Raw genomic sequence first — 22923 nt, 5'->3', positions numbered from 1 at the left:
GGAGAAGGAGAATACCCTCAAAGTTCCAAAGAGATAAAAGGCTGTTCAAAGCGACACTTTCAATCCCCTCCCCCTACTCTCACAACATCATAGGACATTTCACATTCCACCTTTATTTTTTTTGAAAAGTGAGAATATCGATATTTAGAACAACAAATGATTACATATCGCTTTGGAGTGGGAATCTGAAACTCCTCCCCTGTGTTTTGCAACGCAAAATATAGGGGAGGTGGCACGTAGTGACGGAGGGGTTGAAAACGACATCTCATCAGTCGGTTTATATCGGACATATCCCTTCTCCCCTACCGTCTTCCGGAGCATTGCGGGGTGCTGCGTAAGCAGTATAGTGAAGATACCGGAGAAACAACCATTTCGAGGAGTGGGGTTATAAAAAAGATACATCTACGATTCAGCCCATTGTCATTTAACATCTCCTCAAAAAAACATTCTCAACTACTTAATTTTCTTTTTCACATTACCAGAAGAGGATTTTCCCGGAACCAACTTGGTTCGGGTTCTATTCTTACTCTTTTCCTCGCCTTCCTTCACGACTTTTTTCGGAGCATAAGTCTTCGGCTTTCTTCCTTGATGCGAAGCCTCATCGGACTTCTTCACCATCGAATTTTTGGAACGACGATTCGGACGAAGTTCCTCCTGTCCACTGGCAAATCTCTCTCGTCTTCCTCGTTGCGTCTTTTCAACCTTGGGATTTTCAGCTCCCGATAGTTTTTCTTTACGAGAAGAACCGTAACGGCGCAATTTATACTCTCGCTGTTCCATAGGGATAAAATGCAACGGTTCCCCGTCTATTTTCACTTTATCGCCTTCGGCCACCCGACTACCCAACGTAGCCAACTCGCCGTTGATAGTCACCCGCTCGTCGGCGATCATTTTATCGGCTTCCCGACGGGAACAAAATCCCGAATCACTAATGTACTTATTGACCCGAATATCCGATCGTATCACTTTCTTTGCCATAATCAAAACTCTATATTTTATCCCAACACTATATGCTCAGCCTCTACCGGCTCATTCAAAAACAGGGTCGCTGCCTCGGAAAACTTTCGAGGCGATTCCGTCGTCAGATAGCGGCAACCTCCCCCTTTCGAGCAACGACTCTCTATCTCAGGATGCCGTTTCAAGTAATCGTCCAACCTGTCGGTCACCAAAGGACCTTGCAAGACTACCGAAATAGACGGAGGAAGATAGGCCCTAATTTTGTCGAGTAACAACGGATAATGGGTACACCCCAATACTATCGTATCGATTTCATCGGACTGCGACAAAAGTTCGTCGATATATTTCTTAACAAAATAATCGGCTCCCCTCCCTTGTGCTTCGTTGTTCTCCACCAACGGAACCCACATGGGACATGACTGTCCGTATACCACGAATTCGGGATACATCTTCTTTATCTCCAACTCATAGGAGCCCGACTGTATCGTACCCGGTGTAGCCAAAATCCCGATATGCCCCGTACGCGACAGTTCGGAAAGCGACTCGACCGTCGGACGAATAACCCCCAAAACCCGTTTATCGGGAGCGAGACGAGGCAAATCTTTTTGCTGGATACTACGAAGTGCCTTTGCCGAAGCCGTATTGCAAGCCAAAATAACCAAAGAGCATCCCTCGTCGAAAAGATGAAATACAGCCTGCTTAGTAAATTCATATACGATCTCGAACGACCTCGTACCATAAGGAGCCCGCGCATTATCCCCCAAATAGAGATAATCATATCGAGGCAGGCCTTTACGCACCTGTTCGAGAATAGTAAGACCTCCGTATCCCGAATCGAAAATTCCGATGGAACCTACATTCGTAGGTATTTTTGTCGCATCCATTATTAGAAGTATAAATATGGAAAAAGGATGATAACGTTCTTATCATCCTTTTCGCAACCCCTCGACGAGGGAATAATTATTTCAATCCCAATTTCGCTTTCACCAACGGAGTCACATCTTCACTGGGTGCTCCCTGATAAATAACGATAGGATAAGCCAAATCAAAAATATAAGTAAATTTACCCTCTGCCCCTACCGACTTAATGGCATCCATCAACTTCTGTTGAATAGGAGCGAAAAGAGCTTCTTGTTGTTTTTGAATATCCTGAGACGCCATTTCCCGGAAACTCTCGATACGAGATTGGGAATCTTGAACCTCCTGCATACGACGAGCACGTATCGTCTCGGGAATCGTATCGCCCAATGCCATATACTCTTTATACTTCTTCGTGAACTCTTCTTGAATTTTTACAAACTCATCTTCATATTTCTTATTAATATCTTGAAGAGTTTGCTCGGCGGTTGCCTTCTCTGGCATCAACATAAAAATCTCCTGAGAGTTAACGGTACCGAATTTAAGGGCTTGTTGCGCTTGTGATACAAAACTCAAAGAGCAAATGCACACTGCGGCGAAAAGAAATTTCTTAATCATACTATAATTTTTTTGTTTCTATACTGTAAGTTATGAATAATGGCACAAAAGTAAGCATTTATTTTGAATATCCTAACTTTGTGAGCACTTCATTACTAATATCTATCTTCGGCGACGCAAAAATAATATTCGGAGAAGAAGCTCTATCGATAACCATCATGTAGCCTTTATCTTCCGAAATCTTCTTAATGGCATTATAAATATCGTCTTGAATAGGCTTCATAAGACTTTCGCGCTTTTTGAACAACTCGCCCTCAGGGCCGAAATACTTACGGCGCAATTCAACGACTTCCGTCTCCTTATCACGGATTTCCTCTTCTCGTTTTACCTTCATTTCCTCGGTAAGAAATACCAAATCCGATTGATAGTTTTTATACATTGTTTTAGCTTCGGCCGCCTTGTCGTCACACTCTTTTTGCCAACGTTGAGACACTTGGTTCAACTGTTCGTTGGCCATTTCGTACGAAGGAATATTTTTGAGTATATATTCCATATCGACCAAAGCATACTTCTGAGCTACCGACGACGCAGTAAAAGCTAGTACCGCCATCGCAAAAAGAACTATTCTTTTCATATCGTTATTCTATTTAATTAAACATTCCCGTTTCAATAAACCATATAACATAAAACACTTTCTAAAAAATAAAGATAGCGCGATTCTACCAAATCGCGCTATCCTTTTAGAGCATTTAACACAAACGTATCTGTTTTTTCACAAATTAAAATTCCTGACCTAAGATAAAGTGGAAATGGCCACCCCCTTTCTCTCCTTGTACTTTATCGAAACCATAAGCCCAATCGATACCCATCAATCCGATCATCGGCAAGAAGATACGAACGCCCACTCCGGCCGAACGTTTCAGAGAGAAAGGATTGAAGTTTTCGAGCGATGTCCACGCATTACCGCCCTCGACAAAAGCTAAACCATATATCGTAGACGAAGGCTGCAACAAGAACGGGAAGTGCAACTCCATCGAGAACCGGGTATAAGCCCGACCGTCGGAATAGGGCGTAAGAGCACCGTTATCATAGCCCCTCAACCCGATTGTTTCCGTAGCATATGTATAAGACCCGGTCATACCGTCGCCACCCACATGGAATGTTTCGAAAGGCGTTTGCTTATACTTGTTATACGACCCCAACAATCCGAAATCGGCACGTCCCATAAGCACAAGTGTATATTTTTCGGAGTTATTCAACGGGGTATATACACGGCTCTTGAATTTTATTTTATAATATTCTATCCAGCGATATAACTCTTCTCGGTCGGCTCTCGACGAACTTTCATAGAGGCTCTTGTAATCTTTCTTAGAGAATAATGAATAAGGAGGAGTAAATTGAGCCGATAACGTAAATTGAGAACCTCGACGTGTATAAATGGGATTATCTATCGAACTTCTACCCAGCGTCAATCCCAACGTAAAACTGTGAGAAGTACCGTTCTGCATATAGTACAGATACTCCCAATTTTTAAGAATATATGCCTGATAGCCCAATTCTGCCATAAAAGTAAAATAGTCATCGGGCCACTCCAAACGTTTCCCGAATCCGAAGGAAACCCCGATCATCTGCAAAGACTTGTTCGGGTCTAAGGCATTTTCATAAGCATTTTGATAATAATCGTCATAATAAGAGTTACCCAAGTAGCTGTTTCCCCAGTAACCTCCATACAAAGAATTATTGTATAAACTGTTGTAGCTTCGGCTCAAAAAAGAACTTTCGATACCGGTCTGACGGCTATAATAAGCCGAGAACTGGAACGAGTTCGGACGTTTTCCTCCGAACCACGGATCATAAAACGAAATACTATACTGCTGATAATAACGTGCATTCGTTTGCGCACTGATCGTAAACGTTTGCCCGTCGCCCTGCGGAATGATACCTTTAAACGATTTAGGGTTGAGCAAATTCTTGATGGAGAAATTCGTAAACTTCAAACTAAGTTTTCCGATAACACCCGTCTGCCCCCAACCGGCCGAAAATTCGATTTGGTCGTTGGCTTTCGATTCGAGATTATAAACCAAATCGACAGTACCGTTTTCTTCGTTCGGTTCCGGTTTTATATCCATTGTCTCAGGATCGAAATGCCCAGTTTGAGCTATTTCACGAGCAGAACGCATCAAGTCCGATTTACTGAACAACTCTCCCGGTTTCGTACGCAACTCCCGACGTATAACATGCTCATACAAACGGTCGTTACCATTGATGACAACCTTGTTGATACGGGCCTGCGGACCTTCGAACAAACGAATCTCCAAATCGATGGAGTCGTTCAGCACATTGCCCTCGATAGGAACCAACTGGAAGAAAAGGTATCCTCTGTCCATATATAAATTGGCAACCGCATCTTCATCTTCCATTGTTCGCTTGTTCAGCATTTTCTGATTATAAACATCGCCCAGCTTCATACCCAATACAGCCGAAAGATAATCCGACGGATAAATCGTATTGCCTACCCAGTCTATATTTCGGATATAATATTTCTTTCCTTCATCGATTGTCAGGTAAACATCTACCGTTTTATCGTTATACCGCACCACACTGTCGTTTACGATAGCGGCATCCCTGTATCCCAACTCGTTATATTTCTCGATAATCAGATTTTTATCGTTCTTATAATTCTCTTCGACAAACTTTTTCGTTCGGAACAAATGAAGCAAATTACCCTTTTCATTGGTTTTTTTCATAGCCCATTTTATTTTCCTATCCGACAAAACCTCGTTCCCGTCTATATATATCTTATGGACCTTAACTTTCTCTTTCTTATCCACATAAATATCGACGATCACCTCGTTCTCATGGGTCAGGTCATCGGTCTGTTTTATGTTCACCTCTGCATTCTTAAAACCCTTTTCCTCGAAATGTTTTTTGATAATCGTCGTGGCACGATCCACTATATTGGGAGTTATCTGGTTTCCCTTGACCAACCCCAAGCGCATTTCCAAATCTTCCCGCTCACTTTTCTTAATCCCGTGGTAATTTATTTCCGAAATACGCGGTTGTTGTTTTAATTGTATTTCGAGCCATGCCTTATTGCCATAGGCCTTCGTCCACTTAATCACGACATCGGAAAACAAACCTTGCCTCCAAAATTTTTTGGCTGCCTCGGTAATGGCATTACCGGGTATTTCGATAACCTGTCCTACTTCCAACCCAGAGTAACCTATCAATACATAATCCTCATAATTGGGAGCCCCGGTAACCGTGATACCGGCAATCTCATATTTCTGCGGAATGGCCGAATAAACGACCTTCGGATTATATATCGTATCGAGTTTCTCTTCATTCTGTGCGGTCACAACTTGCACACAAAAAGACAAAAACAAAAAAACAGCCAAACTTTTCAAAGGCATATAATATCGCATTTTCAATCTCTTTTTCTTCATTTATAGTTGTTCGCTCGTTTTTCCGAAACGACGTTCTCTGGCTTGATATTCGACAATGGCTCTATAAAGGCTTTCGCCGGTAAAATCGGGCCAGTATTCTTCTGTAAAATAAAATTCGGCATACGAGAGTTGCCACAACAAAAAGTTACTGAGTCGTATTTCTCCTCCCGTCCTAATTAACAAATCGGGATTAGGCATATTCACAGTTGTCATAAACTCATCGACTGTCGTTTCCGTAATGTCGTCCACCGACAATCTACCCTTTTGAACCTCCTGTGCGATACACCGGGCCGCGCGAGCGATTTCCCATCGGGAAGAATAGCTCAACGCCAAGTTCAAAACAATACGCTCACCTCCCGACGTATCACGAATACATTTCAATAACCGTGCTTTCACATCAGATGGCAAGCGGTCCAAATCGCCGATAACCGACAAACGGACTCCCTTCTCTACCATTCCGGGAGTTTCCCGCTCTATGCCAAAAACGACCAAAGCCATAAGAGCATCGACTTCCGCTTGCGGACGATTCCAATTTTCCGTCGAAAAAGCATATAAAGTAAGGTATTGCACCCCTACTTCGGCTGCTGCATCCGTTATCTCATGAACGACATCAAGACCTTTGCGATGTCCCTCCGAACGATCCAGCCCTCGCTCCTTAGCCCAACGCCCGTTGCCGTCCATAATAATGGCAATGTGTTTGGGCACACGAGTTAGATTTATCTGCTCTACGTAAGTCATTCCTCTTTCAACGATTATCGTTGTTACAAATTTCTTTTTTACGGCCGAATTCATACGTGATTGAAAACAAAGTCGTCGAAAACCAATCCGTATTTTTCAGCACACTGCTTTCTATATGGTAAGGATCTGCGAGTGCCTTTCCGTCGAAACTGTCTCCCAACGTTTTGTGCATGGCAAACTCCAAACTTATATTCCATCTCGGAGCTATTTTATATTTAACCCCGGCTCCCAAAGAAGCATCGAAACTCACATAACCGCCTCCGACAGTCGAATATCCTACTCCCACCCCCGCCAACAAATATGGAGAAAGCCGTTTCGTTCCCAGATAAGAATATCCCATTCCATAATTAAAGAAATTGAATTCTATCTGTCCTCCCAACCGATATTGCCAACTCTCAAACGAGTAATCACTTCCGTTTGGGAAACGATTGTCAAAATCACGGGTATCGCCTGAAAACTGCATGGCTGAAATATCGGTCTTTACAGCCCACCGATAATTCAACAAAAAACGGAACACTCCGCTTATCGCAGCACCCGGCCGATGCCACGGCGAAACCTGATTGGCATCGCCCATATAACAACTTATTCCACCCGCTATCCCCGCATCATAACGGAAATCCTGTGCAGATAAAACAGCTGTACTACTCATTATTATCACTATAATCGGAATTATTTTTTTCATGCGTGTGCCATTTTTACGAGCCTACATACATAAAACGAAATAAACCGATGAAAAGTATCTTTTTTCTTCAAAACACACTCATTATGGTATCGGCGGATATCTCAACCTACCGATTGCTCCTCGCCATATTTCATTATAAATATCACCGGAGTTATTTTCCCCTCCGAATATATAAATATAAGGAATCTGGTAATCGCTCGTACGAGCAACCGACATAGCCGGAACCCTCCGAATAGGCATAAACTTCCACAACGAAGCCGCGCTCCGAGAGGTAAAGTCCGCATCGACAACCATCACCGAAGCAAAAGCCCGCGGATTGATATAGGTAGGCATAGCCAACGACTGAGGAGCCTTGCTCCATGTATTGCCGTTATTTACCGAAACATATACCGAATCGGCTACCCCGGCAGCCTCGCGTCCCCCGATCACAATCCACGATGTGTATTGCGTCGTTATCCAGTACTCACTGGTCGTAAAAGTAAAATACGGGAACAGAATGGCTCCCTCGCAAGGTTTTATCGAGCCTTGTAATTGAGCCCAAGCCTCACCGTCATATCCCCATGTCGCACCGGTCAGATTATCGTCGGCCATTCGTCCGCCCACCATAATGGACTGGGGAGAATCCAAATCATACTCCGACACGAATGTCACCATAGGGCTACTGCCCGTAATGGGGAAATTAGCAGCTGTCGGATAAGGTACAAATCCAGCAGGACGAGGATAGCAATCGTGTTTATAAACACCGTTCTCCGACACGACACCCAACAGCCTCGACTTCCACGTTCCTACCAACGAATAAAACGTTTGCCCGGTCGAAGTCCACTCTACACCATTTTCCGACCGATATAGCTCACCGGTTTGCGAAAGCATATACAAAGCCTCATCGGTAGCTTGTAAAGATTTCAAATCAGGTGTAAACGATAACGACAAAGGCTGCGGTGTCCAGTCATCGGCATAAGGATCTTCCGCCGTATATAATGTACAAGTCGAATTAGAGACTATGAAAGATTGAACTTTCCCTTTATAATAAACGGCTTTTTGCGCATCGACCGTTGCTTGACTGCCACACGGTAAAGGCCGAACGCCGAACATGGTATTCCAATACAATGAGTCGGGGTCGATTTGATGGACATTTACCTTAACGGAATACCACTTCACGGTCGTACCGTTTTGAGCCGTCACCTCCAACGAAACTTTCGACGTAAAATCGATAGAATCGGTAGGATTGGCTATATAGTCTATCGTATCGTTCTTGGCAGGATCGCCTTTGTCCATATAAATCTTAGCCTGTGCGACGTTATCGAACGAGATATTCGCAATCAATGCGGAAACATCGGTTCCGACAGGTAAAGAATCGGCATTATAAATCTGGCCTTTATTCAAGTCTATCGTAAAAAATATCGTATCTAAATGAGCTAACACCGAGTCATTGGCCGCCAAAGAAAAACCGGAAACCCGTACGCTCTCCGATACAGTATACGATATAACATCATCTTCGGTCGAATTACACGAAATGCCGGATAAAAATAAAGCCGCTATACACAGAAAAAAATATATTTTTTGCTTCTTCATTAACTGATATGAGTTACAGGTTTGCAGTTACAATCGGCAAATTTAGCAACATTTTTTTCTTTGTACACTACAAACACCGATAATTATAATTATTTATGGATAAACCGATTCATATACATCGATTTCCCAGTTCAAAAATAAATAAAAAAAGAGAGAGCCGTTTCATTTTAGACGAACCGAATAATTGACACGGCAAATAATCTGTTTTTACCTATTTTCATACCAGTCTATTTTTGCTTCGCCACAATATTCAGAGCGCACAAGCATACCCTTTACGACTGGCGCGACAATTCCATTTCCCAGAAACATCGGCCCGGTTTCTACTCTCGTTTCGTCCCAATATCCCGAATCTAAAAATGACTGTAACAATACAGCTCCCCCTTCTACCAAAAGATGTTGTATGCGTCGACGGTATAGTTCGTTCAACAAACCGGGTATTAAATCTTTCCCGAAAGGGAGGCGAATAACTTCGACAGAATCGGGTAAAACCGGATAAACAATATCCTTCGCCGTAATAACAAGCGAAGGCAATCCATCTGTAAACACGTGCGAACCAGACGGAACGCGGGCATGTTCGTCGAGAACGATTCGCAAAGGTGAACGCCCGTACCACAAACGGGTAGTCAGCGACGGATTATCGGCAACTGCCGTGTTCGTCCCCACCAATATGGCATCTGCTTCGGCCCGCAAACGATGTACCCACACAGACGAAACATCGTCCGAAATCCGAATGGCAGGTTCCCCCGGTTTCCGAATCCGGTCGATATAACCGTCCCGACTCTGCGCCCACTTCAAAGTGACGAAAGGACGCTCATCGATTTGGCAGGTCATAAAAGTTCGGTTCAAAGCCTTACATTCTTCTTCCAATACCCCAGTGACAACTTCTACACCGGCCTCCCGCAACCGGGCGACACCTTGCCCCGACACCTTCGGGAACGGATCGAGGCAGCCGACAACGACCCTCGGTATCTTCTTTTGGACAATCAAGTCGGCACAAGGAGGAGTTTTCCCGTAATGAGAACAAGGCTCCAAAGAAACATACAATGTACATTCCGGCAACAGTCCTGCATCCCGCACCGAATTTATGGCATTCACCTCGGCATGCGGTTGACCGTAACACCGATGATACCCCTCTCCTATAATTTGCCCCCGATGTACGACGACCGCACCCACCATCGGATTGGGTGACACGTGTCCTCGACCCAGAGAAGCCAACTGCAAACAACGTCGCATGAAAACGGCATCCATATCTGTTTTATCCATATTCCGATTTTTTAATTAAAGCCCGATTTGATCGGTGTAGTTTTTCTGCACGAAATATCTATTCCCAAAAATCAAAACAGTTTCTTAACTTTGCATGGATTTACAAATATCGACCTACCCATGCAACAAAGTATCGATCTGTTACGGCGCAAACTGGGAGAAATCTATCCTCCCGGGGAAATCATCGGATTCACCCGAATGATTTTCGAAACCCTGTGCGGCTATACCCCCACCGATATTCTGCTGCACAAAGATACGATTTTATCCGAGGATATACACCGTAAAATCGAACGTATAACCGACAGGCTCTCGCAGCAAGAACCCATTCAATACATTTTGGGATATACCGATTTTTGCGGGCGACGTTTCGATATTGCCCCCGGAGCTCTCATTCCCCGCCCCGAAACAGAAGAATTGACAAGACTCGTTATAACGGAAAACTCCGGTCAACCTTCGCGCATAGCCGATTTGGGAACCGGAAGCGGTTGTATTGCCGTTACTCTTGCGCTCTCGTTGCCCGACAGCAAGATCGAGGCATGGGACATCTCGACAGAGGCTTTGGAAATTGCACAGTGTAACGCCCGAAAACACAATGCCCATGTAAACTTCTTTCAACGGGATATTCTCCGTTACGATGTATCAGAACTACCAGAGGAATCATTAGACATCATCGTCAGTAACCCGCCCTATATCCGCCGATGCGAGAGCCGGTCCATGAGTGCCAATGTGCTGGAATACGAACCTCATATAGCCCTGTTCGTCCCGAACGAAAGTCCTCTTCTGTTCTATGAAAAAATAGCTATGGACAGTGTTCGGCTTTTATCCCCCGGAGGCAAGCTCTACTTCGAAATCAACGAGACACAAGGCGAAGCATGTGCCCGCATGTTGGAAACAGCGGGATACAAGCACATCAGAGTCATCAAAGACCTGTATGAGAAAAATCGATTCGTTTCTGCTATAAAACCCATACGACATGGCTAAAACACTAACTCCGCCCGAAGCCCTCCACCGAGCGGCCGCCCTCTGCTCTTCATCGGAACACTGTATAGCCGACATACGGGAAAAGCTCTCCCGATGGGGTATCGGAGAACCGGATGCCCGAACAATCGTCGAACGACTCGTGCAAGAAAGATTCATCGATGAAGAAAGATACGCCATTGCTTTCGCCAAAGACAAATTCCGTTTTTCCGGGTGGGGACGAATAAAAATCCGCTATGCCCTGCAACAGAAACGAATCGGGAATAGTGACATCGTCAATGCCTTATCTCTCATCGATGAGGAAGCATACACGACCCGTCTCGTCGACCTGCTCGAAAAGAAATCTCGTTCGATTCACGACGAAGATGTCGAGATTCGACGCTCCAAATTACTTCGTTTCGCCGCATCCCGAGGGTTCGAAACCGAATTAGTTTTTCACATCCTTAAAGGAATCGAATCATGAAAACGCCCCCGTTCCTCAAAGATTTCATCGATTTGTTCTTTCCCCGGCTCTGCCCGGTCTGCCAACGGGCGTTGAACAGAAATGAAGAAAACATTTGCACCACCTGTTTGCATCGATTACCGCGCACCGGTTATCACCTCGACCCGCTCAGCCCGATGGCACAACTTTTTCTCGGGAAAGTTCCCATTGAAAAATGTGCGGCATTTTTCTTTTTCTCCACGCCGAGCGATGCCCGGCAACTCATACACCACATCAAATACCACGGAGGAAAACAATGCGGTTTCACCTTAGGGAAAATTTACGCGAACGAACTGCTGCACAGCGGATTTTTCGACGACATAAACGCGTTGGTTCCCGTCCCCTTGCATCCGGCGAAATTACGCCGCAGAGGATACAATCAAAGCGAATGGATTGCTCGGGGAATCGAACAAGTCACCGGAATCGAAGTCTGCACAGAATGGTTATACCACTCCCAAAACACTAAATCGCAAACCGGAAAAAATATCTACGAACGCTGGCTGGACACCCGCACCGCTTACGAAACGGACTCAGAACTCGATTTATCCGACAAGCATATCCTGTTAGTCGACGACGTTGTAACCACAGGCGCGACTCTTCTGGCTTGCGCACAGGCGCTCTATCTTCACGGGAAGCCCCGAATCAGCTGTCTCACACTCGCTGCGGTACTATAAGAAGCTGTTTTAAATTTATTCCGAGACAGATTGAGACCTATGTTGAAGCAGATTGGAGTCCGAAATAGGCAGTCAATAGCGGGCTATTGACAAAAATCAAGGGATTCAAAATGCCAGACAGGGGCCAATATGGCCGGAACATACCTGCTTGCAATGATAATATTATTTCTCTATAAATTTAAAATAGCGTCTAAATATTTTCATATTTTTCACCTGCCATTCGACCGTTTATCTGCTATTTTTCTTACCTTTGTGTTTTAAATATTCTAAACATTATTCGTCATGAAAACGGTAGAACGATTACTTGCTGAAAAACTATTAAAAATCAGTGCTATCAAACTACAACCCGAAAATCCTTTCGTTTGGGCATCGGGCTGGAACTCGCCCATATATACCGACAATCGCAGAACACTCTCCTACCCCGAAGTCAGGACGTTTATTAAAGTAGAGCTCTGCCGGGTAATTATGGAAAACTTCGGCGAAGTAGATGCCATTGCAGGTGTAGCCACCGGAGCAATCGCACAAGGGGCGCTTGTCGCCGAAACCTTAGGATTACCTTATGTTTATGTACGCTCCGCACCGAAAGACCACGGTTTGGAAAACCTCATCGAAGGGAATTTAAAACCCGGTCAAAAAGTGGTTGTCATCGAAGACCTCATCTCTACCGGAGGCAGTAGCTTAAAAGCAGTCGAAGCCATACGAAACGCAGGCTGCGAAGTAATCGGTATGGCCGCCATCTTCACCTATGGATTCCCCGTAGCAGCCCGCAAATTCAAATCGGCACAAGTCGAATTGATTACATTGAGCAACTATAATGCAATGCTCGAAACCGCATTGGAAACCAACTATATCAAACCCGAAGACCTTGAAACATTGCAGGAATGGCGTAAAGACCCGGCAAGCTGGCAAGGTCCCAATAACAACACGCCTTCGGTATGACAAGTTTCGAAAGTAAAACGGTACGAATAGCCCACTCCTCCGAGCGGGTCTTTGAATTGCTTTCCGACCTCTCCAACCTCGAAAGGTTCAAAGGAGCCTTGAATGCTCCCGGAAACGAAAAGCTGAAAATTACAGGTTACGACAAGGACAGCCTCTCTATCGAAGTGAGCCCCATAGGATCTATCACTTTCAGAATCATAGATCGGGAACCCAATAAAACGATAAAGTTCGAAGCCGAAAACTCCCCGCTTCCTCTCAATCTGTGGATACAGTTGGTCTCAACCGGAGAAAATGAAACGGCATCGCGTATCACGGTCAAAGCGGAACTTAACCCTTTCATCAAACCGATGGTCTCCAAGCCATTGCAGGAAGGGGTTGATAAAATGGCCGATATGCTTGTCATATTGCCCTACGAATAAAAAGTTATTTTAATCTTTTCATCTGACAACAAAAACGTACCTCGAATGGCGCAAAAACTTTGGGAAAAATCGGTGCAAGTCGATCGGGACGTCGAACGGTTCACAGTCGGGAAAGACCGGGAAATGGATTTATATTTGGCTCCTTTCGATATACTGGGATCGCTGGCTCATATCTCCATGTTGCAATCCATCGGGTTGCTTACCGCCGAGGAACTGAAACAACTCACTGAAGAGTTACGGAACATCTATCGAGATACCGAAACCGGTAAATTCTTAATCGAAGAAGGTGTCGAAGACGTGCACTCGCAAGTCGAACTCTTATTAACCCGCAAATTGGGCGACATCGGAAAAAAAATCCATAGCGGACGCTCCCGTAACGATCAAGTATTGGTCGACCTCAAACTCTTCACCCGTTCTCGCTTACAGAATATCGTAAAAAAGACAGAGAAACTATTCGATACCCTCATCGCCCAAAGCGAGAAATACAAACAAGTACTCATGCCGGGGTACACCCATTTGCAAGTCGCTATGCCCTCCTCTTTCGGACTATGGTTCGCCGCCTATGCCGAAAGTCTGGCAGACGACCTCATCGTCATGCAAGCCGCCTACCGGGTGTGCAACCGCAATCCGTTAGGGTCGGCCGCAGGATACGGCTCTTCATTCCCTCTGAATCGTACGCAAACCACCGATAGCCTCGGGTTCGAAACGATGGATTACAACGTCGTGTACGCTCAAATGGGACGAGGGAAAACCGAGCGTATCGTAGCCTCCGCTATCGCATCTATTGCCGCGACTCTCGCTAAACTGGCATTCGACGCCTGTTTGTACAATTCGCAAAACTTCGCCTTCATTAAATTGCCCGATGCCTTCACGACCGGTTCGAGCATCATGCCCCATAAGAAAAACCCCGATGTTTTTGAATTGACACGAGCCAAATGCAACAAATTACAAGCATTACCCTATCAAATCACACTCATCGCCAATAACTTGCCATCGGGTTATTTCAGAGACCTACAAGTCATTAAAGAACTGTTCCTACCCTCGTTCGACGAATTGGAAGAGTGCTTGGACATGGTCGACCTCATGATTTCTCAAATTGCCGTCAATGAGCATATTCTCGACGACAAACGATATGATTATATGTTCAGCGTGGAAGAAGTAAACCGGCGAGTGCAAACAGGCACACCTTTCCGAGATGCCTATAAACAAGTGGGATTAGAAATCGAAGCCGGGAAATTCTCCCCCGACAAGCATATCCATCATACCCACGAAGGCAGCATCGGTAATCTGTGTAACGACCGAATCACAGAACTCATGCGAAAAACGATCGACTCTTTCGACTTCGCTCGTACCGAAGCGGCCGAAGCTCGACTCTTGGGTCGCTAATAAATTATTTTAGACAGACATTTCATAGCTGTAAATCGAACTCCTTCTAAACATACGACAATTATGGAATATAAACCTCAACCGGACCGCTATACCAACGGAATGCTTTATCGCCGATGTGGTGACAGCGGCATACAACTACCCGTCATATCCCTCGGATTTTGGCACAACTTCGGGAACACCGACTGTTATGCCACCGGATTGGAATTGGTCGAATATGCATTCGACCACGGAGTATGCCACTTCGATTTAGCCAACAACTACGGCCCCCCGGCAGGCAGTGCCGAAGAAAACTTCGGACGCATGATGAAACAAAGTTTCGCCGCACATCGCGACGAAATGTTCATTACGTCGAAAGCCGGGCACGAAATGTGGCCCGGCCCTTACGGAGGATGCAGCTCCCGCAAAAATCTCATGGCAAGTATCGACCAAAGCCTGAAAAGAATGAACCTCGACTATGTCGATCTCTTTTACAGCCACCGATACGACGGAATTACCCCCATCGATGAAACCATGCAAGCCCTCGTCGATATCGTCCGGCAAGGCAAAGCCTTATATATAGGACTATCCAAATATCCGGTCGACAAGCTATTGTATGCTTTGAACTACTTGCACGATGCCGGCGTTCCGTGTTTGGCCTATCAAGATCGCTACAACATGTTCGACCGTCACATAGAAAAAGAACACCTGCAAATTTGTATGGAAAAAGGCATCGGGGTAGTGGCATTCTCCCCGTTGGCACAAGGCATACTCAGTTCCAAATATCTGAACGGCATACCGGCCGATTCACGAGCAGCCCGTCCCGAAGGTTACTTGAAACAATCCGATGTCACTCCGGATAAAATCGCTAAGGTAGCCCGCCTTCGGCCAATCGCAGAACAAAGAGGACAAAGCATATCGCAATTGGCGATCGCTTGGATACTACGCCGCAAAGAAATCGGTAGTGTAATTATCGGAGCCCGCAACCTCGACCAGTTGAAAGACAGTTTGCATGCAGTGGATAATTTGTCCCTCTCACCGTCCGAAATAGAACTCATAGAAAACATATTGAAATGAAGCGAACAGGCAACATTCTCATTCTCCTCCTTATCATAATCATAGCCACAAGCTGCGACGGAGGCGACCGCGACCGTATCCCGGCTGCCGCCGTCCGGGTAGAATTTGCCAACCAAGCCATGTGGGACTTATATGGAGTAAGCGGTAGTTTCATACACCGCCGGTTCATTCGTAACCAGAAAATTCCGGCGGGATTTCCCTATACCGACCTTTCGGCCACAGGATACGGAGGGCTCATGCTTATTACTAACGAACACGGTGTGCCCTACGTCTACGACCTCTGTTGTCCCGTAGAAATCAACTCCAACATAAGAATCGAATTCGACGAGAACAATCTTTGTCTAAGATGCCCCAAATGCGGTTCCACCTACGACATCACCACAGGAGGCCCCATGACAGGGACAGCAAAAGACGGTCGTTATTTCTTGCAAAGTTACAATATAGCACCCTATGGCTCAGCCGGAGGCCAATTAATATACCGTTAACAATAAAGACTCCTGAAACAACAATAAAATCCAAAGATGATTTAATATGTATTTTGAGGAGTTCATTAGATAAACAAGATTAGATGGTTAATAATCGCAATATACTAAATAATTTCTTAATATAAGAAAAACTAATATAATAGTAAAGCCATGAAAGAATTAATTAAGAAAATACTTAGTGAGAAAGATGCAAAAGAAGGTCTTCATGTGAGAATGATCGCAGAAAGAATATTAATGAGTGGAGCTTCCGGTGATATGTCAATTGACGAAGTTCTAAGGAAAGTTACTCAAATATTAAATAGAGAAGTTAAAAAGAAAAACGCTGCTGATAAAGATTTTGCAAGAGTAAAAAATCCAAAGACCGGTAAATTTAGAGCTGGTGTATATAAGTTGAGGATAAAAAAGAAAGAACCTCTCCCCATTCCTATTATTGATGAGAAACAAAATAAGGATGTCATTTTGAAAGAAACAACAACTTCCCAATCTCAAAAAACAACGACAAACTACATGGGAAAAGCAGGAGAATATGCAGTTATGTCAGAACTATTATTTCGTGGATATAATGCAAACAATATGAGCGTTGATGAAGGCGTGGATATTGTTGCAAGTAAAGACAATGTATTCTTCTTTGTTCAAGTAAAAGCCACAGAATTAAAAGGGAATTATACAGCTCACACTCAAATAAAAGTAAATAGATTCGACGCTTTTATAAACACCCAAATAAGATACATTATAGTAGTGCGCTGTAAGGAGAATAATGCTTACAAAAATATATTCTTTACTTTCTCTAATAGTGACATTGAACAATTCAAATTTCACAAATGTGTAAACACGTCTGACGATTACATCTATATTAAAATACGGTTTGATGTGGATACGCATAAGCCTGTATTATATCATGAAAATAAAAGTCTTGATATGAGTTTCTTCATGAATCGATTTCAATTATAACACAACATAATTATGAGAAATCAAATACTATTATTTTCCCTATTATTGACAATAACATCTTGTACAGAATACCTCTTATATTATCAAACTTATACGGTAGAAAGTGAGTTGGAACAAAATGAAGGCTCCCTCAAATATGAAAACGAGGACTGCGCATTGTATTATAATCTGTGGGCAGAATACGGAAATCCGGGATTCGTAATGGAAAACAAAACCGATAGCGATTTATTCGTATTGATGGACAGGTCGTTCTATATACACAATGGTGTGGCCTATGATTATTATGCCAATAGGGAGATAACGGAGAGTTATACTTCGACATATGAAGAGAGTATAAGTATTGACGGGAAAGCCATATATCCCTATTATTCGTTTTTTAATCCGATTGATGCAACAAAAAAAGTTGGATATGGCACTAATCATGTTTCTTCTATAACTGTAAAAGAACAGCCGGTAATATGTATTCCCCCTCACTCAGCAAAATACATTCCTGTGCGTTATCCAATAAGCGATGGAAATCGACTCTATCATGACGGTTCGGTAAGCCCCGAACAATCACCATATATATTCACCAACAGGATTTCGTACAAATCGAACAATGAAGATTCTATCAAGCACGTAGAAAATGAATTTTGGGTGTCCAATATAGAACAAATCAAACCACATATTGGTTTCCCAGATAAATCAGTAAAACGAGAAAAAAAAGAGAATGTACTTGCAGATGAAAAAAACCCTAACAAATTTTATATCAAGTATTATGAAAAAAATAGCCTCTTTTAGGAACAGAAGAACACGATATTTATTGATATGAAAACAAGGCTGACATCACTAATCTTGTTATTTGCATTGTGTTGCCCTGCTATAACTTCCGGCGAACCAACTGACAAAAAGAAAAAACAAGAAACTGCAACTGTATATATCTGCACCGGTCCAAAATCTAAAAGATTCCATGCCCACAGAAACTGCCGAGGATTGAAAAAATGTAGTGCAGAAATAGTCTCTATATCCTTAGACAAAGCTCAAAATAGCGGATATACCCCTTGTAAAATTTGCTACTGATATACAGGTTCAATCATTTCTACATGGTATAAAATCACATTTTATAAATAATTCAAATCGATTTTCCTATTTTTTTAAGAATCAAAGGCAGGAAATATATTGTGTATATAATATACATTATATATCTTTGCTACATAAAAAAATAGAAATGATATGGATACTACACTGAAAAGAAAGAATATAGACCTCCCTGTGGACACTCTAAAAAAATTATCACTCATGGCGGTAGCACAAGGAAAAAGTCTTAAAGCATATATAGAACAAGTACTTATTTCAAAGGCCAACGGTATAACCATAGAGGTTAGTGAGAATCCTTCCCCATCAGGAGACAAGTGGTTTGATGATCCGGTAAACATGGAATCAGTAAATCGTGGAATAGAAGAAATGAAAGCCGGGAAAGGGACTACATATTCTATGGATAAACTTAGGGAACTTTTGGATTCATGAACTATGAGTTGATATTAATGCCGGAGGCAGAGCGACATCTAAAAGAATGGATAAAATCCGGACAAAAGAAAACACTACGAAAAATTGTTGCACTCTTCGAGGAACTACGGCAACACCCTAACTCAGGAACAGGTCAAGTAGAACAACTCAAAGGTGAGCTACAAGGTTTTTGGAGCAGACGGATAGACAAAGGATCAAGGCTTGTTTACAAGATTGACGAGGATATTGTAACGGTATTTGTGATTTCCATGAAAGGGCATTATGGAGACAAATAATAATCGTTCTATATTTGTAGATGAATAGGCAGTGAAATAAGTTAGCTTGTAATCCCTAACATAATTCCCCTCCATCGGACGATAAAGTCTCAAACAAAACTTTCCATTAGATTTTCAAGCCGTAATTTTGCAAAAACAAAAAAGCATTTTATCTTTGCACTCGCAATTGCGAAAATAGCTCAGTTGGTAGAGCACAACCTTGCCAAGGTTGGGGTCGCGGGTTCGAGTCCCGTTTTTCGCTCTAAGGCTGCCCGAATGGTGGAATGGTAGACACGAAGGACTTAAAATCCTTTGGCTATTGCAGCTGTGGGGGTTCAAGTCCCCCTTCGGGTACTGCATAGAGCTGTTAATCATTTGATTTTCAGCTCTATTTATTTTTACAGGTAGCCAAAGGGTAGCCAAAATCGACACATTATCCCCCTGTTTTATCTCCATTCTTATATACGTGTGCAGAAGATTATCATACAGGTAATACCCCTATGAAGATCATATAATAGGGGAAATTCCCCCTATTTAGATTTGCATAATAGTGCATGAAGTTCTGCGCTATTCAGTATTATTTGTATATTTGTATGTCCTTATTAGTTATCCTTTTTTTGTCTGGTATTAGAAAGAGGGGGTATGTCCAAATTTGGCTACCCCCTTCTTTTATACCTCATCGATGAGCGTAAAATAGTGTGGAAAATTTTCCGCACTTTGCCCATATCCATAAATTTACCCCTCATCGATCGACCGTTATAAACACGCAATTTCATGCGTATTATTTAGCCCGATTGCATTTCTATTATACAGAAAAAATATTTTACCCTTTGGGTAACCTTTGGGTAATTCTACCCTCACTATTTTAATCACCCATAAGCTCATCGGTAAAAACTTGCTCGATTACCCAATAGGGATATTTATTACCGCCGTCAGTCTTTTTATAGTAAATATCTCTATTATTACAGGCAGCCGCACACAAATACGAAAATATGGCACGCTGATTTCTTGTTAACTGTATGTCATTAATGAAGCAGTAAGATATAATGGTATATAGATCGTATGGTGACCCCATATTAACCTTATGTTGTACATCTGTATTTTCTATTTGTCCCAACCGTTCACTAAGTAGCCGTAAAGTTTCTCCTTGCTCCTCTATCAACTTTAATAGGCGTTCCTCTGCCATAGTAGGAGCGATAAGGGCGGTTTCTGCCTGCTTCCGTCTGGCTTCCTCTTCCAGTTCTGCCCAACGCAATACCAACTTTGCACGGGCTTCGTCGTTGAACTTGGTGGCGATGTACATGCACTCGTAACAGTCGAGGAGATAACAAGGTTGTCGTTTTCCTCGTTCGTCTTTATAATTTGACGGCGAAAATTTTCGCCGTGAGATTTTCTCCCATGCAGGCTCCATTGCCCGGATAGCTTTCAATACGTCTTTGTGAGGTTTCCCAGTCATTACCGCAATCTCCACGGAGGACATGGTTAATTTAGTGGAGTATGCCGGATTTTCGGCACACTGTTTAATTTCTTTTTTCATGTTCATTGTATTTGTCTATCTCTGTTTTTATCCATTCCCATAGCTCCGGCGAGACCATTAGCCTATCCGGGCTAATGCCACATGAAGCATATTTAATTACAGCTATCGCCGTTTGCAATAGCTGTTCGGGGTCTTTCAACTCCATAGAGACCCGATATATTATAAATACCGGAAATTTATTACTTCCTTCTTATGTTTCATATCATCGCTGTTTACTGTGCCCTGCTCCATAACCCGCCGCCCGGATTGACGACGGGGTCGCCATTGACTGAACATTTTACTAAATACAAGATTCTCCGCTGCTGGTTGTTATCAAAAACTGAACATCAAAGGATTTTTGTGTATGTTTATTCATGCTTAAAAAGGCTTCATATAGCATTTTAAGATTGTAAAACGCACTTGCATAGTCAGGTGGATATATATAGTCCTCATCGGTATCAAACTCCGCCCGTGTAATAAGGTCGGATATTATCATGGAAATTTTTGCTATCTCCTCACTCCAATAGTTAGGGTCGCCCATTAAGACAAACAATTCTAACAGCTTTTGAATATTGTACTCGTTTATGCCTTTACACAGATGTTGCAAATCCCTTACTTCATCATTATCTACAATTTTCCTCTTAATCCTATCGTCTGCCATAGATTGACTGTGAAGCATAACTTCAAGCATATTCGCCCTGTCTCGTTCTTCTTTTGCTTCCTTGCGGAATTGTTCAGCCGATATAAGGGCATCCTTCAAAGACTGTTTTAACTGCTCATTTGCGTTTTGTAAATTCTCTACTGTGGTTTTCTGTTTTAATTCATTTGTTTCCATATAAAAAAAGCTTATTGTTTAACCTATGTTTGAAATAGCGGGAATCCTCCCGGACATGTCCGCTACCGGTGGGATAGCTTACTTTCACAAGCGGCTGCCCCGTCTATAATTTAACAAACATAAAAAGCACCTATTTTAGGGGATAGGGAACCCCGGAGCGGATAAACCGCCCCTTTTTTAACTGCATACTTCTACCAAGTTCGCCCGCTTAAAAGAGCGGTATTCCTGTCTCTCGGTGTCGTAGTACGTTTGCAACGTCTCATTTGCCTTTCTTCCTGTGCCCTGTGTCGGCGGTAGCATAGACTCTTTCAGTGTTCCGTATGCCTCTCTAATCGTCCCGTCCACCTTGCGGAAATAAAACCGCACGATCCGATGTTTCATTTGTACTTTCAACTTCATATTTGCCCATGCCGTTTTGAGTGCCTCCGACATCGTATATCCGTTGCGTTTTACAAACTGCCATGCAAGGCTCATAATCTCGCTTAATTGTGTTCTGTTCCGTGTACTCATATCTTTATTTATTTTGTTGGTCTTTATTAAAGTGGACCGGTTTTTGTTTCCCCCGTGACCGGGCTACCGTCTCGTGCTGTTTTGAAGAGCACGTGTATTTGGTGTATCAATCTCCGCAATAACGCCCGCTTTGGCTTCTGTAATACTCCGTTATCCCTCTTTCCATTGCTGCGTCAAATACAACCGGTTCGGGCTTTTGTGCGGGCTCCGACTTCTTCATCAACCGGCGAGCCTCTTTTTCCGCTTTGCGGGCTTCCGCTTTCATCTTAAACCATGCGTTCCTCAAACAAGCACTGAACGACTGGCAGAACTCACGTCCGAGAACCGAGATAGAGCGTTTATACATTGACCATGCCATTTTGAAAAGTTGCGATTTGTTGATTTTCGTTTTCATATCTTTGTTTGTTTTTGTTTGATGTGACAAAGATAAAGCGATAACTTTAATTATGCAATACATGATTAAAGTTTTAACTTATTATTAACAATAATTAGATAAAGCGATAACTTTAATTTCAAATAATAGATTTATGTTTGCATAAACCAATTAAATAAAGCTATGAGTTTAAATATTAAGAAAGTAATTAAAGAACACGGGTTAGAAGTTCGTGAAGTTGCTAAAAGAATGGGGATAACTCCTACTGGATTAAGTCAACATATCAACGGCAACCCATCTGTTGAAGTTTTGGAACGCATATCTAATGCCATAGGCTGCGATATATCTGAACTATTTGAACGCCCTAATAACGATAATAATGTCTTAACGTGCCCTAAATGTGGAACCAAATTAAAGGTAACCGAGTCAAAAGATTAAGCCATGAATGAGGGGAAAAAAAATATTTTACCCATGCCGTAATCATGC

Annotated in this window: 27 protein-coding genes and 2 tRNA genes; 15 read left to right on the top strand and 14 right to left on the bottom strand. The window is 43.1% G+C overall.

The window, feature by feature from the left end; all coding sequences use genetic code 11:
* Nucleotides 1-453 precede the first annotated feature (453 nt).
* From QVD32_RS07090 to ribD, 9 genes are all read right to left on the bottom strand, one after another.
* A complete protein-coding gene (locus QVD32_RS07090) occupies nucleotides 454-978 on the bottom strand; it encodes a S4 domain-containing protein (RefSeq protein ID WP_021892303.1) in 525 nt (174 codons plus the stop codon).
* 17 nt (nucleotides 979-995) lie between these two features.
* Complete coding sequence (gene murI / locus QVD32_RS07085; protein WP_021892304.1) at nucleotides 996-1841, bottom strand: glutamate racemase; 846 nt, start codon at nucleotides 1839-1841, stop codon at nucleotides 996-998.
* 76 nt (nucleotides 1842-1917) lie between these two features.
* Nucleotides 1918-2433: an OmpH/Skp family outer membrane protein gene (locus QVD32_RS07080; RefSeq protein WP_008862384.1), complete on the bottom strand. Its 516-nt coding sequence runs from the start codon at nucleotides 2431-2433 to the stop codon at nucleotides 1918-1920.
* Between the two features lie 58 nt (nucleotides 2434-2491).
* Complete coding sequence (locus QVD32_RS07075) at nucleotides 2492-3007, bottom strand: OmpH/Skp family outer membrane protein (protein WP_008862385.1); 516 nt, start codon at nucleotides 3005-3007, stop codon at nucleotides 2492-2494.
* A gap of 145 nt (nucleotides 3008-3152) precedes the next feature.
* Nucleotides 3153-5786 (bottom strand): BamA/OMP85 family outer membrane protein, encoded by a 2634-nt coding sequence (locus QVD32_RS07070; RefSeq protein WP_118687534.1) that lies wholly within the window; start codon nucleotides 5784-5786, stop codon nucleotides 3153-3155.
* Nucleotides 5787-5819: 33 nt separating this feature from the next.
* The gene (uppS, locus tag QVD32_RS07065; RefSeq protein WP_008862387.1) at nucleotides 5820-6557 is read right to left on the bottom strand and encodes an undecaprenyl pyrophosphate synthase; all 738 of its coding nucleotides are present in this window, start codon (nucleotides 6555-6557) and stop codon (nucleotides 5820-5822) included.
* Between the two features lie 7 nt (nucleotides 6558-6564).
* Nucleotides 6565-7239, bottom strand: coding sequence for a type IX secretion system protein PorG (gene porG / locus QVD32_RS07060; protein ID WP_008862388.1), 675 nt, complete (start codon nucleotides 7237-7239; stop codon nucleotides 6565-6567).
* Nucleotides 7240-7320: 81 nt separating this feature from the next.
* Entirely contained in the window at nucleotides 7321-8811 is a 1491-nt protein-coding gene (locus tag QVD32_RS07055; RefSeq protein ID WP_021892306.1) for a DUF6242 domain-containing protein, read from the bottom strand.
* A 207-nt stretch (nucleotides 8812-9018) separates the two neighbouring features.
* Nucleotides 9019-10074: a bifunctional diaminohydroxyphosphoribosylaminopyrimidine deaminase/5-amino-6-(5-phosphoribosylamino)uracil reductase RibD gene (gene ribD / locus QVD32_RS07050; RefSeq protein WP_021892307.1), complete on the bottom strand. Its 1056-nt coding sequence runs from the start codon at nucleotides 10072-10074 to the stop codon at nucleotides 9019-9021.
* A gap of 120 nt (nucleotides 10075-10194) precedes the next feature.
* Between ribD and prmC the strand changes: the two genes are divergently transcribed.
* The 14 genes from prmC to QVD32_RS06980 all read left to right on the top strand — a co-directional run bounded on the left by prmC (nucleotide 10195) and on the right by QVD32_RS06980 (nucleotide 19557).
* Nucleotides 10195-11055 (top strand): peptide chain release factor N(5)-glutamine methyltransferase, encoded by an 861-nt coding sequence (gene prmC, locus QVD32_RS07045; RefSeq protein ID WP_195242206.1) that lies wholly within the window; start codon nucleotides 10195-10197, stop codon nucleotides 11053-11055.
* On the top strand, nucleotides 11048-11515 hold the full coding sequence (locus QVD32_RS07040; RefSeq protein WP_118687526.1) for a regulatory protein RecX: 468 nt from the start codon (nucleotides 11048-11050) through the stop codon (nucleotides 11513-11515). Before prmC ends, QVD32_RS07040 begins: the two co-directional genes overlap by 8 nt.
* Nucleotides 11512-12207: a ComF family protein gene (locus tag QVD32_RS07035; protein ID WP_021892310.1), complete on the top strand. Its 696-nt coding sequence runs from the start codon at nucleotides 11512-11514 to the stop codon at nucleotides 12205-12207. Before QVD32_RS07040 ends, QVD32_RS07035 begins: the two co-directional genes overlap by 4 nt.
* Nucleotides 12208-12489: 282 nt before the next feature.
* Nucleotides 12490-13146: an orotate phosphoribosyltransferase gene (gene pyrE / locus QVD32_RS07030; protein ID WP_008862394.1), complete on the top strand. Its 657-nt coding sequence runs from the start codon at nucleotides 12490-12492 to the stop codon at nucleotides 13144-13146.
* Nucleotides 13143-13565: an SRPBCC family protein gene (locus QVD32_RS07025; RefSeq protein WP_021892311.1), complete on the top strand. Its 423-nt coding sequence runs from the start codon at nucleotides 13143-13145 to the stop codon at nucleotides 13563-13565. The genes pyrE and QVD32_RS07025 overlap by 4 nt, the downstream gene beginning before the upstream one ends.
* 45 nt (nucleotides 13566-13610) lie before the next feature.
* On the top strand, nucleotides 13611-14951 hold the full coding sequence (gene argH / locus QVD32_RS07020) for an argininosuccinate lyase (RefSeq protein ID WP_021892312.1): 1341 nt from the start codon (nucleotides 13611-13613) through the stop codon (nucleotides 14949-14951).
* Between the two features lie 63 nt (nucleotides 14952-15014).
* Nucleotides 15015-16007 carry an aldo/keto reductase gene (locus QVD32_RS07015; protein WP_021892313.1) on the top strand — a complete coding sequence of 331 codons (993 nt, stop codon included), beginning with the start codon at nucleotides 15015-15017 and terminating at the stop codon, nucleotides 16005-16007.
* The gene (locus tag QVD32_RS07010; protein WP_021892314.1) at nucleotides 16004-16492 is read left to right on the top strand and encodes a hypothetical protein; all 489 of its coding nucleotides are present in this window, start codon (nucleotides 16004-16006) and stop codon (nucleotides 16490-16492) included. The genes QVD32_RS07015 and QVD32_RS07010 overlap by 4 nt, the downstream gene beginning before the upstream one ends.
* Nucleotides 16493-16642: 150 nt before the next feature.
* A complete protein-coding gene (locus QVD32_RS07005) occupies nucleotides 16643-17443 on the top strand; it encodes a hypothetical protein (RefSeq protein ID WP_021892315.1) in 801 nt (266 codons plus the stop codon).
* A gap of 12 nt (nucleotides 17444-17455) precedes the next feature.
* Nucleotides 17456-18223, top strand: a complete 768-nt coding sequence (locus tag QVD32_RS07000) for a hypothetical protein (protein ID WP_021892316.1) — start codon at nucleotides 17456-17458, stop codon at nucleotides 18221-18223.
* A gap of 432 nt (nucleotides 18224-18655) precedes the next feature.
* Nucleotides 18656-18949 carry a hypothetical protein gene (locus tag QVD32_RS06995; RefSeq protein ID WP_021892317.1) on the top strand — a complete coding sequence of 98 codons (294 nt, stop codon included), beginning with the start codon at nucleotides 18656-18658 and terminating at the stop codon, nucleotides 18947-18949.
* On the top strand, nucleotides 18946-19224 hold the full coding sequence (locus QVD32_RS06990) for a Txe/YoeB family addiction module toxin (protein WP_021892318.1): 279 nt from the start codon (nucleotides 18946-18948) through the stop codon (nucleotides 19222-19224). The genes QVD32_RS06995 and QVD32_RS06990 overlap by 4 nt, the downstream gene beginning before the upstream one ends.
* 168 nt (nucleotides 19225-19392) lie before the next feature.
* Nucleotides 19393-19465, top strand: a tRNA-Gly gene (locus QVD32_RS06985).
* An 8-nt stretch (nucleotides 19466-19473) separates the two neighbouring features.
* A tRNA-Leu gene (locus QVD32_RS06980) sits at nucleotides 19474-19557 on the top strand.
* 511 nt (nucleotides 19558-20068) lie between these two features.
* Here QVD32_RS06980 and QVD32_RS06975 read toward each other — a convergent pair.
* From QVD32_RS06975 to QVD32_RS06955, 5 genes are all read right to left on the bottom strand, one after another.
* Nucleotides 20069-20740 (bottom strand): Rha family transcriptional regulator, encoded by a 672-nt coding sequence (locus QVD32_RS06975; protein ID WP_287710191.1) that lies wholly within the window; start codon nucleotides 20738-20740, stop codon nucleotides 20069-20071.
* On the bottom strand, nucleotides 20724-20885 hold the full coding sequence (locus QVD32_RS06970; protein ID WP_287710190.1) for a hypothetical protein: 162 nt from the start codon (nucleotides 20883-20885) through the stop codon (nucleotides 20724-20726). Before QVD32_RS06970 ends, QVD32_RS06975 begins: the two co-directional genes overlap by 17 nt.
* Nucleotides 20886-21020: 135 nt before the next feature.
* A complete protein-coding gene (locus QVD32_RS06965) occupies nucleotides 21021-21554 on the bottom strand; it encodes a hypothetical protein (protein ID WP_287710189.1) in 534 nt (177 codons plus the stop codon).
* Between the two features lie 177 nt (nucleotides 21555-21731).
* Nucleotides 21732-22064: an SH3 beta-barrel fold-containing protein gene (locus tag QVD32_RS06960; protein ID WP_287710188.1), complete on the bottom strand. Its 333-nt coding sequence runs from the start codon at nucleotides 22062-22064 to the stop codon at nucleotides 21732-21734.
* 106 nt (nucleotides 22065-22170) lie between these two features.
* Nucleotides 22171-22458, bottom strand: coding sequence for a hypothetical protein (locus QVD32_RS06955; protein WP_287710186.1), 288 nt, complete (start codon nucleotides 22456-22458; stop codon nucleotides 22171-22173).
* A 162-nt stretch (nucleotides 22459-22620) separates the two neighbouring features.
* Here QVD32_RS06955 and QVD32_RS06950 point away from each other — a divergent pair, with 162 nt between their 5' ends.
* Nucleotides 22621-22875: a helix-turn-helix domain-containing protein gene (locus QVD32_RS06950; protein WP_287710185.1), complete on the top strand. Its 255-nt coding sequence runs from the start codon at nucleotides 22621-22623 to the stop codon at nucleotides 22873-22875.
* Nucleotides 22876-22923 lie beyond the last annotated feature (48 nt).

Origin of the sequence: Barnesiella sp., from assembly GCF_022723415.1 — a bacterium.
In the GTDB taxonomy this organism is placed as follows: Bacteria; Bacteroidota; Bacteroidia; order Bacteroidales; family Barnesiellaceae; genus Barnesiella; species Barnesiella intestinihominis.
This window is presented reverse-complemented; position numbering and strand designations above follow the sequence as displayed.

Coding starts and splice junctions, on each gene's coding strand:
- QVD32_RS06955 (WP_287710186.1), bottom strand. CDS start 22,458: ATGAAAACGAAAATCAACAAATCGCAACTTTTCAAAATGGCATGGTCA.
- QVD32_RS07040 (WP_118687526.1), top strand. CDS start 11,048: ATGGCTAAAACACTAACTCCGCCCGAAGCCCTCCACCGAGCGGCCGCC.
- QVD32_RS07075 (WP_008862385.1), bottom strand. CDS start 3,007: ATGAAAAGAATAGTTCTTTTTGCGATGGCGGTACTAGCTTTTACTGCG.
- QVD32_RS06950 (WP_287710185.1), top strand. CDS start 22,621: ATGAGTTTAAATATTAAGAAAGTAATTAAAGAACACGGGTTAGAAGTT.
- porG (WP_008862388.1), bottom strand. CDS start 7,239: ATGAAAAAAATAATTCCGATTATAGTGATAATAATGAGTAGTACAGCT.
- QVD32_RS07035 (WP_021892310.1), top strand. CDS start 11,512: ATGAAAACGCCCCCGTTCCTCAAAGATTTCATCGATTTGTTCTTTCCC.
- murI (WP_021892304.1), bottom strand. CDS start 1,841: ATGGATGCGACAAAAATACCTACGAATGTAGGTTCCATCGGAATTTTC.
- QVD32_RS07025 (WP_021892311.1), top strand. CDS start 13,143: ATGACAAGTTTCGAAAGTAAAACGGTACGAATAGCCCACTCCTCCGAG.
- QVD32_RS07090 (WP_021892303.1), bottom strand. CDS start 978: ATGGCAAAGAAAGTGATACGATCGGATATTCGGGTCAATAAGTACATT.
- QVD32_RS07080 (WP_008862384.1), bottom strand. CDS start 2,433: ATGATTAAGAAATTTCTTTTCGCCGCAGTGTGCATTTGCTCTTTGAGT.
- QVD32_RS07005 (WP_021892315.1), top strand. CDS start 16,643: ATGAAAGAATTAATTAAGAAAATACTTAGTGAGAAAGATGCAAAAGAA.
- uppS (WP_008862387.1), bottom strand. CDS start 6,557: ATGACTTACGTAGAGCAGATAAATCTAACTCGTGTGCCCAAACACATT.
- prmC (WP_195242206.1), top strand. CDS start 10,195: ATGCAACAAAGTATCGATCTGTTACGGCGCAAACTGGGAGAAATCTAT.
- QVD32_RS07015 (WP_021892313.1), top strand. CDS start 15,015: ATGGAATATAAACCTCAACCGGACCGCTATACCAACGGAATGCTTTAT.
- QVD32_RS06960 (WP_287710188.1), bottom strand. CDS start 22,064: ATGAGTACACGGAACAGAACACAATTAAGCGAGATTATGAGCCTTGCA.
- QVD32_RS07000 (WP_021892316.1), top strand. CDS start 17,456: ATGAGAAATCAAATACTATTATTTTCCCTATTATTGACAATAACATCT.
- QVD32_RS07055 (WP_021892306.1), bottom strand. CDS start 8,811: ATGAAGAAGCAAAAAATATATTTTTTTCTGTGTATAGCGGCTTTATTT.
- ribD (WP_021892307.1), bottom strand. CDS start 10,074: ATGGATAAAACAGATATGGATGCCGTTTTCATGCGACGTTGTTTGCAG.
- QVD32_RS06970 (WP_287710190.1), bottom strand. CDS start 20,885: ATGGAGTTGAAAGACCCCGAACAGCTATTGCAAACGGCGATAGCTGTA.
- QVD32_RS06990 (WP_021892318.1), top strand. CDS start 18,946: ATGAACTATGAGTTGATATTAATGCCGGAGGCAGAGCGACATCTAAAA.
- argH (WP_021892312.1), top strand. CDS start 13,611: ATGGCGCAAAAACTTTGGGAAAAATCGGTGCAAGTCGATCGGGACGTC.
- QVD32_RS07070 (WP_118687534.1), bottom strand. CDS start 5,786: ATGCCTTTGAAAAGTTTGGCTGTTTTTTTGTTTTTGTCTTTTTGTGTG.
- QVD32_RS06995 (WP_021892317.1), top strand. CDS start 18,656: ATGGATACTACACTGAAAAGAAAGAATATAGACCTCCCTGTGGACACT.
- pyrE (WP_008862394.1), top strand. CDS start 12,490: ATGAAAACGGTAGAACGATTACTTGCTGAAAAACTATTAAAAATCAGT.
- QVD32_RS06975 (WP_287710191.1), bottom strand. CDS start 20,740: ATGAAAAAAGAAATTAAACAGTGTGCCGAAAATCCGGCATACTCCACT.
- QVD32_RS06965 (WP_287710189.1), bottom strand. CDS start 21,554: ATGGAAACAAATGAATTAAAACAGAAAACCACAGTAGAGAATTTACAA.
- QVD32_RS07010 (WP_021892314.1), top strand. CDS start 16,004: ATGAAGCGAACAGGCAACATTCTCATTCTCCTCCTTATCATAATCATA.